We start from the raw sequence: 12,878 nt of genomic DNA, 5'->3' as shown, positions 1-12,878 counted from the left end.
GCTAGGCGTCGTAGTCGACGGTCAGCTCGTCGGTGACCGGGCTCGACTGACAGGTCAGTACGTAACCGGCGGCCACCTCGTCCGGCTCCAGCGCGTAGTTGCGCGCCATCGTCACCTCGCCGGACGTCACCTTGGCCCGGCAGGTCGAGCACACCCCGCCCTTGCAGGCGTACGGCAGCTCGCCGCGCACCCGCAGCGCCGCGTCCAGCACCCGCTCGTCCCGGCCCATCGTGAAACTGGACGAGCGCCCGTCCAGCACGATCGTCACGTCGGTGCCCGCGCCGGGCCGCTCGACCTCACGCCGGACCGGCTCCGGCGGGGCGTCGACGTGGAACAGCTCGGTGTGCACCGCCGCGTCCGGCACGCCACGACCGGCCAGCACCGCCTTGGCGTCCACCACCATCCCGTACGGGCCGCAGAGGAACCACTCATCGATCTCGTCCCCCGGCACGACGGTGTCGAGCAGCCGGGTCAGCCGGTCGGCGTCGATCCGCCCCGACAGCAGCGCCGACTCGCCCATCTCCCGGGACAGCACGTGCACCAGGTGCAGCCGGGTCGGATAGCGGTCCTTCAGATCCGCCAGCTCCTCGGCGAACATCACCGAGTTCGCCGTGCGGTTGCCGTACACCAGCGTGAACGTGCTGCGCGGCTCGGTCGCCAGCGCGGTCGCGGCCAGCCCGAGGACCGGGGTGATGCCGGAACCGGCGACCACCGCGCCGTACCGGCGGACCCGGTCCGGGGTGAACGCGGAGGTGAAGTGGCCCAGCGGCGGCAGCACCTCGACGGTGTCGCCGCCACGCAGCGCGCCGCAGGCGTACGCGGAGAACGCCCCGCCCGGCACCTCACGCACCCCGACCCGCAACCGGCCGTGCCGGGCCAGCTCGTCGGGGGTGGAGCAGATCGAGTACGACCGCCGCACCTCCCCGCCGTCGGCGTCGGCCGGGCGGCGGACGGTGAGGTGCTGCCCGGCGGAGAACGCGAACGTCTCGCGCAGCTCCTCCGGCACCGCGAACGTGATCGACACCGAGTCGTCGGTGAGCCGGTCCACGGCGGCCACGGGCAGCGGGTGGAAGACCGGCCGGCGGCGAACCGGCCGCGTGATGGTGACAGTCACAGCGCCTTCAGGTGGTCGAAGGGTTCGGAACAGGAGCGGCAGCGCCACAGCGCCTTGCACGCGGTCGAGCCGAAGCGGCTGATCTGGGTGGTCTCCGGCGACCCGCAGCGCGGGCAGCGTACGGCCAGCGTCAGCGGCACCACCGTGTCGTCGCCGCGCGGCGCGGGCGGGGCGATGCCGGCGGCGGCGAGCTTGGCCCGCCCGGCGTCGGAGATCCAGTCGGTGCTCCACGCCGGGTGGTAGACCGTGCGGACCTCGGCGTCCGGATGCCCGGCAGCGGCCAGCGCCCGGCGGATGTCCGCCCGGATCACGTCCATGGCCGGGCAGCCGGTGTAGGTGGGGGTGATCGTGACGACGACCCGGCCGGTGCCGGGCTCCTCGTCGACAGCGCGCAGGATGCCCAGCTCGTCGATGGTGATGACCCGGATCTCCGGGTCCACCACCGCCGCCGCGGCGTTCCTCGCGCTTGTCACCAGCTCGCTCCGGGGTGGGCGCGGTGCAGCACCTGCATCTCGGCGAGCAGGTACGAGAGGTGCTCGGTGTGCAGGCCGTCCCGGCCACCACCGGGCGTCCAGCCCGTCTCCGGGCGGGTGAGCGTCGCCTCGTCCAGCACGGCGGACACGGTGGCGTCGAAGTCGGCCCGAAGGGTGGACGGGTCGACCGGCGCCGCCGGATCCGGGTTGAACAGCTCGTGGACGTACGGCCACACCTCGTCGACCGCGTCCTGCATGCGTCGGTGCGACTCCTCCGTGCCGTCGCCGAGCCGCTTCACCCACAGCGCCGCGTGGTCCAGGTGGTACGCCGACTCCTTGCGCGCCTTCGCGCCGACCGCCGCGAGCCGTTCGTCCGCACAGCCGGCCAGCGCCGTGTAGAGCGGCACCTGGTACGCGGCCAGGAAGAACAGCTTCGCCATGGTCACGCCGAAGTCGCCGTTGGGCAGCTCGACCAGCAGGCAGTTGCGGAACTCGCGGTCGTCGCGCAGGTAGGCCAGGTCGTCCTCGTCGCGGCCGGCGCCCTCCAGCTCGCCCGCGTACGTGAGCAGCAGCCGCGCCGCGCCGAGCTGGTCGAGGGCGATGTTCGCGAGCGCGATGTCCTCTTCCATCTCCGGCGCGCGGGAGGTCCACTCACCGAGGCGCTGCGCCGCGATGAGCGCGTCGTCGCCGATGGCGAGCGTGAAGTCGAACCGGCTCATAGGTGCGCCGCCCCTTCGGGGACCTCGTAGAAGGTGGGGTGCCGGTAGACCTTGTCGGCGGCCGGGTCGAAGAACGAGTCCTTCTCGTCCGGGCTGGACGCGGTGATCGCGCTCGCCGGCACCACCCAGATGGATACGCCCTCCTGGCGGCGGGTGTAGAGGTCCCGGGCGTTGCGCAGGGCCAGCTCGGCGTCGGGGGCGTGCAGGCTGCCGACGTGGGTGTGCGACAGGCCACGGCGGGCCCGCACGAAGACCTCCCAGAGGGGAGAGGACGAGCTGCTCATGCCGCCACCGGCTCCTTTCGATCTGACCGCTTCGCGGCGTACGCCGCGGCGGCCTCCCGTACCCACGCGCCGTCGGCGTGCGCCTTGCGCCGGTGCGCCATGCGCTCCCTGTTGCACGGCCCGTTGCCCTTGATCACCCGCATCAGCTCGTCGTAGTCGGGCTGGGTGTAGTCGTACGCCTGCCGCTCGTCGTTCCAGCGCAGATCCGGGTCGGGCAGGGTGAGGCCGAGCACCTCCGCCTGGCCGACGCACATGTCGACGAAGCGCTGGCGCAGCTCGTCGTTGGAGAAGCGCTTGATCTTCCAGGCCATCGACTGGGCGCTGTGCGTCGAGTCGCCGTCCGGCGGGCCGAACATGGCAAGTGACGGGTACCACCAGCGGTCCACCGCGTCCTGAGCCATCGCCTTCTGCGCTTCGGTGCCGTGCGCCAGCGTGTGCAGGATCTCGTAGCCCTGCCGCTGGTGGAACGACTCCTCCTTGCAGACCCGGATCATCGCCCGGGCGTACGGGCCGTAGGAGCAGCGGCACAGCGGCACCTGGTTGACGATCGCCGCGCCGTCCACGAGCCAGCCGATCGCGCCCACGTCGGCCCAGGTCAGCGTCGGGTAGTTGAAGATCGAGCTGTACTTCTGCCGCCCGTCGAGCAGCAGGTCCACCAGCTCGTCGCGGCTGATCCCGAGCGTCTCGGCCGCCGCGTAGAGGTAGAGGCCGTGGCCGGCCTCGTCCTGCACCTTCGCCAGCAGGATCGCCTTGCGCTTGAGCGACGGCGCCCGGCTGATCCAGTTGCCCTCCGGCTGCATGCCGATGATCTCGGAGTGCGCGTGCTGCGCGATCTGCCGGATCAGCGTCCTGCGGTACGCCTCGGGCATCCAGTCGCGGGGCTCGATCTTCTGGTCCGCGTCGATGACGTCGGCGAAGTACGCCTCGACGTCCTCGTCCGGCGCCGGACCGCCGCGCCGCGCCCGCGCCGCCGCTTCGCGCAGCGCCGCCTCCGCGGCCTCCACTTCGCCGAGCAGGCCGCCGCCCGGAGCGTCCTCCGGCGGAGCGAAGTCATTGCCATACATGTAGCTAGTGTTACAGCTCGGCACGATTGACACCAGAGGGTGTAACAGCATTCGCGAGCCGCCTTCCACGACCGGACAAGCGCCTGCCGTCATCGCCAGCAATCGGAGAGTGACTGTGATGTCGATCACCCAATGAAGGTGAAACCTCCCAAGGCTGGCAAAGCACGTCAATAACCCGCCCTTCCCACCAAGTCGGCGGGTGTCGAGACCTGGCATATCGACAGTCCGGAAGTAGACTTCCCCCGGCAAGCCGTTCGGCTCCAAGATCGTCACCGTTCAGGCCAACGTCCCCCGGCCTTGTGGCGACCGGAGCGAAACCTGCGGAAGCGCCGGTCCCCCCGGCCATACATCTGGAGTTCACCACTCATGCGACCTCGCGTGACCATGGTGCTCGCCATCGTGGCGGTCCTCGTCGGTGGCGTCATGCTGGTGCCCGCCGCGTACGCCAAGTTCGCCGGCGGCAGCGGCGAGGGCGGCATCGGCGGCGGTGGACAGGTCCCGGCGCCGAGCCCGACCGCCCCCGCACCGCCGACGCTCGCCGACGCGCCGGTCTCGGTGAAGTTCGAGGGCGAGTTCTTCTCCTGGGCACTGATGGACCGCGAGACGGGCACCGTCACCGGCGCGAAGAACATGAACCAGACCAGCTCCACCGAGTCGATGCTCAAAGCCTGGATCGTCGCGGACTACCTGCGCCAGCTCGGCGAGAAGGAGCCGAGCGACGACCTGAAGAAGGCGGCGATCCTGGCGATCCGGGACAGCGACGACGACGGCGCCAACCGGGTCTACCGGGCGGCCGGCGGCTCCTACAAGCCGCAGCCGGGCGGCAAGCCGGACCCGGTCATCGCGCGCGCGATCCGGATCTGCGGCCTGACCGACACCAGGCCCGGCGACGTGCCCGACTACGAGGGCTGGTGGAGCTTCACCGAGATGTCCCCCCGGGACGCCGTTCGCCTCGGCGACTGCATCGCCGACGGCCGCGCCGCCGGGCCCAAGTGGACGAAGTGGCTGCTCAGCGAGATGACCAAGGTGGCCGGCAGCGTCAAGCAGCAGGAGGAGCGCTCCGGCGGCGGCCGGTGGGGCATCATCGACGGCCTGCCCGCGACGATCAAGGCGCAGGGCCCGGTGCACATGAAGAACGGCTGGACGCGGCTCGCCTACGACGGCAACTGGCACGTCAGCTGCTTGGCGTTCACCGACAAGTGGAGTCTCTCGGTCATGATGCGCTACCCGGCCAGGGCCGGCCTGTCGTACGGCGCGAAGATGTGCGCCAGCGTCGCCACCCAGCTCGTGACGCCGCAGCCCGGCGCCGCGCTCAAGGTGCCGCAACAGCCGGCCGGGAAGCTCTGATGGCCGGCGCCCGGCGTCGACCCGGCAGCCATCGCCGCCCGCTGGCGTTCAGCGCCCTGGCAGTGGTTCTCCTCGGACTGCTCGGCCTCTCCCTGCGGGTGATCCCCGGCTCGCCGCTGGAGGCCACCGCAAGCTCGCACCCCGAGCCGACCAACGAGCGGTCCGCCCGGCAACCGGTCGACCGCAACGCGCCGCGCGTCGCCCCCTCACCGGCGCTCACCCCGCTGCCGTTCCAGGAGAAGAACCTGGACAGCCTGAAGATCAAGGGCTGGTACGCCTGGTCCGTGCTGGACAAGCGCACCGGAAAGATCATCGGATCGGCGAACATGGACGAGACCAGCACTACCGCTTCGCTGATCAAGTCCTGGGTGGTGGCTGACTACCTGCGCCTGCGCGCCGAGGACGGCAGGACGCCGAGCGAGGCGAAGCTGGCCGACGCCACGAAGATCATTCGCGACAGCGACAACACCCGCGCCCAGGAGTTCTACGAGAGCGTGGGCGGTTCCGACTCGATCGAGCGGCTCATCTCGATCTGCAAGCTCACCGACAGCGCGGTCGCCGACGACGGCGGCTGGAGCCGCACCGAGCTGTCCCCCCGGGACACCGCCCGGCTCGGGCTCTGCATCGACGACGGCCGCGCGGCGGGGCCGAAGTGGACCAAGTGGCTGCTCAACGAGATGCGCCAGGTACGCGCCCCCGGTGACTTCGGCATCCGCAAGGCGTTCCCGGCCGCCCAGCAGAAGAAGATCGCCATCAAGAACGGGTGGATCGACCGGGACAAGGAAAAGGAGTACCACGTCAACTGCCTCGCCATCGGCGACACGTGGACGATGGGCGTGATGGTCCGCAGCCCGTTCGGTGTCGAGGGCGGCTGGGAGTACGGCATGGACGCCTGCGAACGGATCACCAAGGCGCTGCTGCGACCGGCGACCTGATCCGCCCGGCCGCCTACCGCGGGGTCGGCAGCCGGGCCGCACGCTCAGCCCTGGAAGAACTCCGGACCGTCGGCCGGCAGCGCCGGCACCTCCCCGTACGCGGCCGCCCGGCGGGCGAACTCGCGCAGCCCGGCCACCTGCCGCTCACCGAGCGAGAAGTCCAGCGCCCGGAAGTACGTGGCGAGCGTGTCCGCGTCGAACGTCTCCCAGCGGGCCGCCGCCTCCGCCACCTGGTCCAGCTCGGCCAGGCACAGGTCACGCGAGCGCAGGAACGCCTCGTGCACCTCCTTGACCAGGCCGGGGTGGGCGGCGGCGAAGTCACGGCGTACCGCCCAGACGGCGAAGACCATCGGCAGCCCGGTCCAGTCGTGCCACGCCTGACCCAGGTCGGTCACCTCGAGGCCCTTGGCGGGCGCCTCGTACAGCGCGCGCAGCGCCACGTCGCCGATCAGCACCCCGGCGTCGGCCTCCAGCAGCATCTGGGTCAGGTCCGGCGGGCAGCGGAAGTACTCCGGCCGCACCCCGTGCCGCTCGGCGAGCAGCAGCTGGGCCAGCAGCACCCCGGTACGCGACGTCGAGCCGAGCGCGACCCGGGCGCCGTCCAGCTCGCCCAGCGGGCGGGTGGACACCATGTTCACCGAGAGCACCGGCCCGTCGCTGCCGACCGCCAGGTCGGGCAGGAGCAGCAGGTCGTCGGCGTGCTTGAGGAACTCCACGAGCGTGATCGGGCCGATGTCGAGGTCACCGGCGACCAGGTCGGCGCTGAGCCGGTCCGGCGAGTCCTTGTGCAGGTCGACGTCGATGAGCGCGCCGGACCGCATCAGCCCCCAGTAGATGGGCAGGCAGTTGAGGAACTGGATGTGCCCCACCCGGGGGCGGGCGATGCGATCGGCCATGACCCGACCGTATCGCCGCGGCCTCTCCCCCGCCGCCGGGGGATCCGATGGAGTGGTGAACCCCGCACCCGGCGGTAAGGAAGGGCCCCTTGTTAACGCCTCCGGTAGCGGAAGGGGCCCTTCTTAACACCAGCTCACGCGGCCTCCGCCGCCACGGCTGCGGCGGGGACGACGGCGCGCTCGGCGCGTACCGCCCGGCGGACCGGCCCGGCCAGCGCCGCCACCACCAGCAGGCCGGCCACGCCGCAGCCGGCGATCAGCGTGCGCGGGCCGGCCACCTCCAGCAGCAGGCCCCCGACCAGGTAGCCGCCCATCGCGGCGCCCTGTGCCGCCGCGCCGAAGACCGCGAACGCCCGGCCCCGGGTCGCCTCCGGCACCCGCCGGGCCAGCAGGAGGTTGTTGAAGACGTTGTCGCCGCCGTTACCGACCCCGCCCAGCAACCAGATCGGCACGAGCAGCCACGCCGAGGGCACCGCCGCCGACACGAGCACCGCCAGGCAGCATCCGCCGAGCAGCACCAGCCCGGCGCCGAGCAGCGCGCCGTCGTCGGCGAGCCGGCGGGCGACCCGGGCGAACAGCCACGCGCCGAGCACGATGCCGAGCGTCCACGAGCCGGTGACCAGCCCGTACACGGTGGCGCTGCTGCCGAGCGTCTCCCGGATGAAGAAGACCTCGATCACGTTCACCGCCCCGACCGCGCCGATCACCGCGGCCACGCTGCCGACCATCACCGTCAGCAGCGGGTCGCGCCGGAACCGCCACGGGGGCGCGACCGCCGCGGCGGCGCCGACGGTCACCCGGCGGCCACCCCTTCGGGTACGGACGAGCAGCCCGGCCGCCACCAGGGAGAGATAGCTGAGCGCGCCGAGGAGCAGCGGTACCCGGGTGCCGAACTGGCCGACCAGGAGCCCGGCCAGCGCCGGTCCGGCGAGCGCGCCGAGTGTGCCGGCGGTCTGGTTGAGCGCGCCGGCCCGGGGCAGGTCCTCCGGCCGCACCATCACCGGCACCAGCGCGGAGATCACCGGCTGGGAGACCGCGAGGCCGGTGGCCAGAAGTGCCACCAGCGCGATCACCAGCACCGGACCCGGTGCGTAGGCGAGCGCCAGGCAGGTCGCCCCCTGACCGAGCCCGGTCGCGATCAGCAGCACCCGGCTGTCCACCCGGTCGGCGAGACGACCGGTCAGCGGCGCGAGCGCGACCAGCGGCAGCGTCGCGGCGAGCAGCAGCCCGGAGACGGCGAGCCCACCGGCCCCGGCGGACTGGAGCGCGAGCGTGAGGGCGCTGGTGACCAGGAAGTTCCCGCAGCTGGAGATGCCACGCGCGGTGGCCGCGAGCCAGACGTCCGGCCAGCACGAGGGGCCAGGTGTGAAGGACATACTTCGAAAATAATCCTTCACACCTGGTGCGCACAACCCCTCAGTCGATGGGCATCGCCCGGTACTGCGCCGCCACCGCACGGACCCCGGCGGGTGGATCGGCCCGATGCCGCCGCCGGTACGGCTCCATCAGCGCCTGGATCGCCTGGTTCAACTCGCTCAACTCCTCGGCGGTCACCAGCAGCACGCTGTCGCTGAACCAGGTCGCCGCGTACCACTCCGGCGACTCGTCCGGCGCGCGGCGCAACCAGTCCCGGACCCGCTGGGCGTCGCGGACCATGTGCGCCTCGACCAGGGCCGCCTCGGCGGCGCGTGCCTCCGGTTCGGCATCCGGCCCCACCTCGACGTGGAACGACGGATTCACCGCCTGCCACACCCGCTCCCGCGCGTCCCCCCGGCCGGGCGCCTGCCGGATCAGCCCGAACTTCGCCAGCTCACGCAGGTGGTAGCTGGTCGCGCTCGGCGACAGCCCGGCGATCTCGGCGCACTCGGTGGCCGTCGCACCGCCCTCCAGCGTGCCGAGATGTTCCATGATCGCCATACGGGCCGGGTGAGCCAGCGCCCGCATCACCTGCGGGTCGCTGATCGTCACCCGGCGCTGCTCGGGCCGCGCCTCGGTCATGCCCCAATGATCCCGCGCCGCCGACACCTGGACACGCAGGGTGGAGCCCGTCGACTCAGGCGACCTTGAGCTGCTCGTCGCCGAAATCGGCGATCAGCTTGAGCGTGCCGCCGAGAGCGGCGATGTACCGCGCGAGCACGTCCTGGGTCGCGACACTGCCCGCCTCGATCTGCGACACCCGCGCGACCGACACACCCATCCTCAACGCGACCTGCTCCTGAGTCATCTCGCGCCGCTTGCGCAGCTCCGCGAGACGCCACCCGCGGGCCTCGTCGAGCATGCCACCGATCGCGGCCTCGAATGCCTGCACACCACCGGCGGTCTCCACCGCCCGGCCCAGGTGCGAGGTGTCACGCCACCGCTTGACGCCGCTCATCGAATCTCCTCCTGCCGCTCCTTGAGGTAGGTGTCGTAGAGCTGCTCCGCCTCCGGAATGGCATCCCGGTACCAGCGCGTCCACTGCCCCGACTTGTCGCCGGCGACCAGCAGAACCGCGGAGCGCCACGGGTCGAAGACGAAGAGAATCCTGATCTCGGTGCGCCCGGCAGAGGGAGGCCGCAGCTCCTTGAGGTTACTGAGGCGAGATGCGGTGATGCTGTCGACCAGCGGGCGCCCCTCGATGGGACCGTTGCGTTCCAGCACCAGGATTGCCTGGTTCACCAGGCGGTGCGACTCACGGTCGGCAGCGTAGAGCTCATCGAGGAAGTCCTCGACCTGCCCGGTCATCAGAATCTCCCACTCCACTTCTCACCCCCGAACTTAAGAATATTATTAAGAGCCGGGTCGGTCGAGTGACACGCTCGGCAGGAAAAATCGGTGGTGCGGGCGGCTGGATGGCCGTAGCGTGGATGGCCGCCCGACGGCCGCGGTGAACATGCACCGCAGCGGACGTCCCCGCGCCGGGAGCAGGCCAACCGCCCCGGACACGCGAGCGAGCCTCAGTTGAGCCATCGGAGTTCACAGTGCCCGCAACCGAACTTGACACCACGCCCGAACGTGACGCCACGCCCGACCTCGACGCCGAACTCGCCGCCGAGCGCGCCCACCTCGACGCCTCCCGAGCCGCGCTGAAACGGATGCGGGAACGCGCCGAGGCGCTCTTCGCCACCGGCGACAAGGTGGCCGGTGACTCGTACACCGCCGAGCAGCTCGGCCGGCACATGGCCCGGCGGGTCAAGGAGCTGGCCGACGACCCGACCACGCCGCTGTTCTTCGGCCGCCTCGACTTCGGGGAGACGGACCCGGACCACGCCGGGCGGGACTACCACGTCGGGCGGCGGCACGTCACCGACGAGCTGGGCGAGCCGCTGGTGCTGGACTGGCGGGCCCCGGTGTCCCGGTCGTTCTACCGGGCCAGCGCGCGTGACCCGCAGGGCGTCGCCGTACGCCGCCGGTTCGGGTTCAGCGCGGGCGTGCTGACCAGCTTCGAGGACGAGCACCTGGACCGGGGCGAGGAACTCGGCACCGCCAGCCGCATCCTCACCGCCGAGATCGAGCGCCCCCGCGTCGGCCCGATGCGCGACATCGTCGCCACCATCCAGCCGGAGCAGGACGAACTGGTCCGGGCCGACCTGGCCGACTCGATCTGCGTGCAGGGCGCGCCCGGCACCGGGAAGACAGCGGTCGGGCTGCACCGCGCCGCGTACCTGCTCTACCTGCACCGGGAACGACTGCGCCGCTCGGGAGTGCTGATCGTCGGGCCGAACCGGGCGTTCCTGTCGTACATCGCGGCGGTGCTCCCCGCGCTCGGTGAGGTCGAGGTCGAGCAGGCCACCGTGGAGGACCTGGTCGCGCGGGTCCCGGTCCGCGCGGTCGACGATCCGGCCGCCGCCGCGCTCAAGCACGACGTCCGGATGGCCGAGGTGCTGCGCCGGGCCGTCGAGGCCCACATCGGTACGCCCACCGAGCCGATCATGGTGTCGGACGGCTCGTACCGGTGGCGGATCGGGCTCGACCCGCTGCACCGGCTGGTCACCGAGACGCGCCAGGAAGGGCTGCCCTACGCCACCGGCCGGGAACGGGTCCGGGCGCGGGTGGTGGGACTGCTGCAACGCCAGGCGGAGGCGCGCCGGGCGGAGTCGCCGAGCGACGCCTGGCTGCGGCGGATGAGCCGGATCAAGCCGGTCACCGACCTGCTCGACGCGGTCTGGCCGGCGCTCACCCCGGACGGGCTGCTGCACCGGCTGCGCACCGACGCCGACGCGCTCGCCGCCGCCGCGGACGGCCTGCTCACGCCCGAGGAGCAGGAGCTGTTCCGGTCCGGCAAGCCCGCGCGCACCGCGAAGGCGACCCGGTGGACCGCCGCCGACGCGGTGCTCATCGACGAGGTGGCCGGGCTGCTGGAACGGCCCGCCGGCTTCGGGCACGTGGTGGTGGACGAGGCGCAGGACCTCTCCCCGATGCAGTGCCGCGCCATCGCCCGGCGCAGCGAGCACGGCTCGATCACGCTTCTCGGCGACCTCGCCCAGGGCACCGCGCCGTGGGCCGCGACTGACTGGCGGGAGTCGCTGGCCCACCTGGGCAAGCCGGACGCCGCTGTGGTGCCGCTGAGCGTGGGCTTCCGGGTGCCGGCGGCAGTGGTGGCGTTCGCGAACCGGTTGCTGCCGGCGCTCGCCGTCGACGTACCCCCGGCCCGCTCGCTTCGCCACGACGGCGCGCTGGATGTGCGTACCGCCGAGGACCTGACGGCCGCGACGGTGGCCGAGGTGCGGGCGGCGCTCGCGCACGACGGCTCGGTCGGTGTGATCGCCGCGGACGACGCGGTGGACCGGCTGCGCGCGGCGCTCGCCGACGCGGGCGTCGCAACCGCGACGGCCGACGACGTCGAGGCCGCGGCGCGCGTCACAGTGGTCCCGGCGACGCTGGTCAAGGGCCTGGAGTACGACCACGTGGTGGTCGTCGAGCCGGCCGCGATCGTGGCCGCCGAGCCGCGTGGGCTGCACCGCCTCTACGTGGTGCTGACCCGGGCGGTCTCCCGCCTGGCCGTGCTGCACCGCGAGCCGCTGCCCGCGCCGCTGGCCACCTGACCTGGGCGGGCTGCTGCGGCCCGGCCCCTGGTCGCGGCCCGGCGAGCGGGCCCGGTCAGGCGCTCAGCGCGGCGGCGACCTCGCGCAGCGGCCGGCCGGAGTCGGCGATCGGCACGGTGAACGACAGCCAGGAACCGTCGGTGAAGTCGATCCGCAGCCGCTTCGGGTTGAGCCGGTGCCACCCGACCCGGGCCGAGGCGACCTCCGCACGCGCGGCCGACCACGCCACCGACGTCTCGGCCAGCGCGCGTTCCTCGGCCTCGCGCCCGGCCAGCAGCTTGACCCCGCCGGTACGGCAGACCAGCAGCCGCCGGTCGGTGACCGCGAGCAGCGTCTCCCGGACCTGGAGGTCGGGCCGGGCCGGGCGGAGCGCGCGGTGCAGGCGGGAGGCGGCCGAGCCCGGTTGGCCACGGCCGGCGATCCCCCAGCCGATCGCGTCGACCAGCCGGTCACCGCGGTCCCAGGTGGCGAGCGGCAGGAGGACGTTCAGCAGCACCGAGCCGACCGTCCGCCGACCCGGCTCGGCAGTGGACTCCGGTTCGGGCGGCGGCGCCGGGGCGAGGCCCTGGCCGACGTCGGCCTTGGCGTGGGCCAGCACGCGCTCGCCGGGCTCGACGAGCCGGTCGATCGGGTCGCGGTATCTGGTCTCGTCCATCGGCTCAGTATCGGCCGTCGCCGTAGCCGTCGTCGGTACGGCGCTCCGCCGCCGGGGCGTTGCCCATCACCTCGCCGACGATCTCGCGTACCCGGGCGGCGGCGGCCTCCTGCGCCCGGTTCGCCGCGGCGGTGATCTCCTCGGCCAGCGTGTACGAGTCGAACCGCATGGCCCGCGCGTTGATGTCGGTGGAGAGGATCTTGCCGTCGGCGGCGGCCACCACGGTGACCAGGCCGGAGTCGCTGACCCCCTGGGCGCTGCTCTGCTCCAGCTCGGCCATCCGCGCGCCGAGTTCGCGCTGCCACCCGTCCAGGTTGCGGGCCAGCGCCTCGATCCGGTCCAGGGCCGGGAACGTCATGGGTGCCTC

The 12,878-nt window shown here is 72.5% G+C and carries 15 protein-coding genes; 3 read left to right on the top strand and 12 right to left on the bottom strand.

Annotated elements, in window-relative coordinates; genetic code table 11:
• Position 1 precedes the first annotated feature (1 nt).
• Genes paaE through paaA form a run of 5 tightly spaced genes read right to left on the bottom strand, consistent with a single transcriptional unit; the run spans position 2 to position 3,654 of the window.
• A complete protein-coding gene (paaE, locus tag A4R25_RS26225) occupies positions 2-1,114 on the bottom strand; it encodes a 1,2-phenylacetyl-CoA epoxidase subunit PaaE (protein WP_064448429.1) in 1,113 nt (370 codons plus the stop codon).
• Entirely contained in the window at positions 1,111-1,587 is a 477-nt protein-coding gene (paaD, locus tag A4R25_RS26220) for a 1,2-phenylacetyl-CoA epoxidase subunit PaaD (protein ID WP_064448428.1), read from the bottom strand. Before paaD ends, paaE begins: the two co-directional genes overlap by 4 nt.
• A complete protein-coding gene (gene paaC / locus A4R25_RS26215) occupies positions 1,584-2,306 on the bottom strand; it encodes a 1,2-phenylacetyl-CoA epoxidase subunit PaaC (protein ID WP_064448427.1) in 723 nt (240 codons plus the stop codon). Before paaC ends, paaD begins: the two co-directional genes overlap by 4 nt.
• A complete protein-coding gene (gene paaB / locus A4R25_RS26210) occupies positions 2,303-2,590 on the bottom strand; it encodes a 1,2-phenylacetyl-CoA epoxidase subunit PaaB (protein ID WP_064448426.1) in 288 nt (95 codons plus the stop codon). The genes paaC and paaB overlap by 4 nt, the downstream gene beginning before the upstream one ends.
• Positions 2,587-3,654 carry a 1,2-phenylacetyl-CoA epoxidase subunit PaaA gene (gene paaA, locus A4R25_RS26205; RefSeq protein WP_064448425.1) on the bottom strand — a complete coding sequence of 356 codons (1,068 nt, stop codon included), beginning with the start codon at positions 3,652-3,654 and terminating at the stop codon, positions 2,587-2,589. Before paaA ends, paaB begins: the two co-directional genes overlap by 4 nt.
• A 366-nt stretch (positions 3,655-4,020) precedes the next feature.
• On the opposite strand from paaA, the gene A4R25_RS26200 reads away from it, so the two are divergent.
• Together A4R25_RS26200 and A4R25_RS26195 are read left to right on the top strand one after the other, a co-directional pair.
• Positions 4,021-5,001, top strand: coding sequence for a hypothetical protein (locus A4R25_RS26200; RefSeq protein ID WP_064448424.1), 981 nt, complete (start codon positions 4,021-4,023; stop codon positions 4,999-5,001).
• The gene (locus A4R25_RS26195) at positions 5,001-5,936 is read left to right on the top strand and encodes a hypothetical protein (protein ID WP_043327337.1); all 936 of its coding nucleotides are present in this window, start codon (positions 5,001-5,003) and stop codon (positions 5,934-5,936) included. Before A4R25_RS26200 ends, A4R25_RS26195 begins: the two co-directional genes overlap by 1 nt.
• A gap of 44 nt (positions 5,937-5,980) precedes the next feature.
• Here A4R25_RS26195 and A4R25_RS26190 read toward each other — a convergent pair whose 3' ends face one another.
• The 5 genes from A4R25_RS26190 to A4R25_RS26170 all read right to left on the bottom strand — a co-directional run bounded on the left by A4R25_RS26190 (position 5,981) and on the right by A4R25_RS26170 (position 9,556).
• On the bottom strand, positions 5,981-6,832 hold the full coding sequence (locus A4R25_RS26190) for a menaquinone biosynthetic enzyme MqnA/MqnD family protein (protein ID WP_030500756.1): 852 nt from the start codon (positions 6,830-6,832) through the stop codon (positions 5,981-5,983).
• 134 nt (positions 6,833-6,966) lie between these two features.
• Complete coding sequence (locus A4R25_RS26185) at positions 6,967-8,208, bottom strand: MFS transporter (RefSeq protein WP_064448423.1); 1,242 nt, start codon at positions 8,206-8,208, stop codon at positions 6,967-6,969.
• A 40-nt stretch (positions 8,209-8,248) separates the two neighbouring features.
• Complete coding sequence (locus A4R25_RS26180; RefSeq protein ID WP_043327342.1) at positions 8,249-8,830, bottom strand: helix-turn-helix transcriptional regulator; 582 nt, start codon at positions 8,828-8,830, stop codon at positions 8,249-8,251.
• Between the two features lie 55 nt (positions 8,831-8,885).
• Positions 8,886-9,206, bottom strand: coding sequence for a helix-turn-helix transcriptional regulator (locus tag A4R25_RS26175; protein ID WP_043327344.1), 321 nt, complete (start codon positions 9,204-9,206; stop codon positions 8,886-8,888).
• Complete coding sequence (locus A4R25_RS26170; protein ID WP_043330725.1) at positions 9,203-9,556, bottom strand: type II toxin-antitoxin system RelE/ParE family toxin; 354 nt, start codon at positions 9,554-9,556, stop codon at positions 9,203-9,205. The genes A4R25_RS26175 and A4R25_RS26170 overlap by 4 nt, the downstream gene beginning before the upstream one ends.
• A gap of 236 nt (positions 9,557-9,792) precedes the next feature.
• Between A4R25_RS26170 and A4R25_RS26165 the strand changes: the two genes are divergently transcribed.
• Complete coding sequence (locus A4R25_RS26165) at positions 9,793-11,856, top strand: AAA family ATPase (protein WP_064448422.1); 2,064 nt, start codon at positions 9,793-9,795, stop codon at positions 11,854-11,856.
• A 55-nt stretch (positions 11,857-11,911) separates the two neighbouring features.
• On the opposite strand, the gene A4R25_RS26160 is transcribed toward A4R25_RS26165, so the two are convergent.
• A complete protein-coding gene (locus A4R25_RS26160; RefSeq protein ID WP_064448421.1) occupies positions 11,912-12,511 on the bottom strand; it encodes a hypothetical protein in 600 nt (199 codons plus the stop codon).
• 4 nt (positions 12,512-12,515) lie between these two features.
• Positions 12,516-12,869 (bottom strand): YbaB/EbfC family nucleoid-associated protein, encoded by a 354-nt coding sequence (locus A4R25_RS26155; protein ID WP_043327350.1) that lies wholly within the window; start codon positions 12,867-12,869, stop codon positions 12,516-12,518.
• Positions 12,870-12,878 lie beyond the last annotated feature (9 nt).

It is taken from the genome of Micromonospora sp. NBRC 110037 (assembly GCF_001652995.1).
GTDB classification, from domain to species: domain Bacteria; phylum Actinomycetota; class Actinomycetes; order Mycobacteriales; family Micromonosporaceae; genus Micromonospora; species Micromonospora chalcea.
This window is presented reverse-complemented; position numbering and strand designations above follow the sequence as displayed.

Coding starts and splice junctions, on each gene's coding strand:
- paaC (WP_064448427.1), bottom strand. CDS start 2,306: ATGAGCCGGTTCGACTTCACGCTCGCCATCGGCGACGACGCGCTCATC.
- paaB (WP_064448426.1), bottom strand. CDS start 2,590: ATGAGCAGCTCGTCCTCTCCCCTCTGGGAGGTCTTCGTGCGGGCCCGC.
- paaA (WP_064448425.1), bottom strand. CDS start 3,654: ATGTATGGCAATGACTTCGCTCCGCCGGAGGACGCTCCGGGCGGCGGC.
- A4R25_RS26200 (WP_064448424.1), top strand. CDS start 4,021: ATGCGACCTCGCGTGACCATGGTGCTCGCCATCGTGGCGGTCCTCGTC.
- A4R25_RS26195 (WP_043327337.1), top strand. CDS start 5,001: ATGGCCGGCGCCCGGCGTCGACCCGGCAGCCATCGCCGCCCGCTGGCG.
- A4R25_RS26190 (WP_030500756.1), bottom strand. CDS start 6,832: ATGGCCGATCGCATCGCCCGCCCCCGGGTGGGGCACATCCAGTTCCTC.
- A4R25_RS26185 (WP_064448423.1), bottom strand. CDS start 8,208: ATGTCCTTCACACCTGGCCCCTCGTGCTGGCCGGACGTCTGGCTCGCG.
- A4R25_RS26180 (WP_043327342.1), bottom strand. CDS start 8,830: ATGACCGAGGCGCGGCCCGAGCAGCGCCGGGTGACGATCAGCGACCCG.
- A4R25_RS26175 (WP_043327344.1), bottom strand. CDS start 9,206: ATGAGCGGCGTCAAGCGGTGGCGTGACACCTCGCACCTGGGCCGGGCG.
- A4R25_RS26170 (WP_043330725.1), bottom strand. CDS start 9,556: ATGACCGGGCAGGTCGAGGACTTCCTCGATGAGCTCTACGCTGCCGAC.
- A4R25_RS26160 (WP_064448421.1), bottom strand. CDS start 12,511: ATGGACGAGACCAGATACCGCGACCCGATCGACCGGCTCGTCGAGCCC.
- A4R25_RS26155 (WP_043327350.1), bottom strand. CDS start 12,869: ATGACGTTCCCGGCCCTGGACCGGATCGAGGCGCTGGCCCGCAACCTG.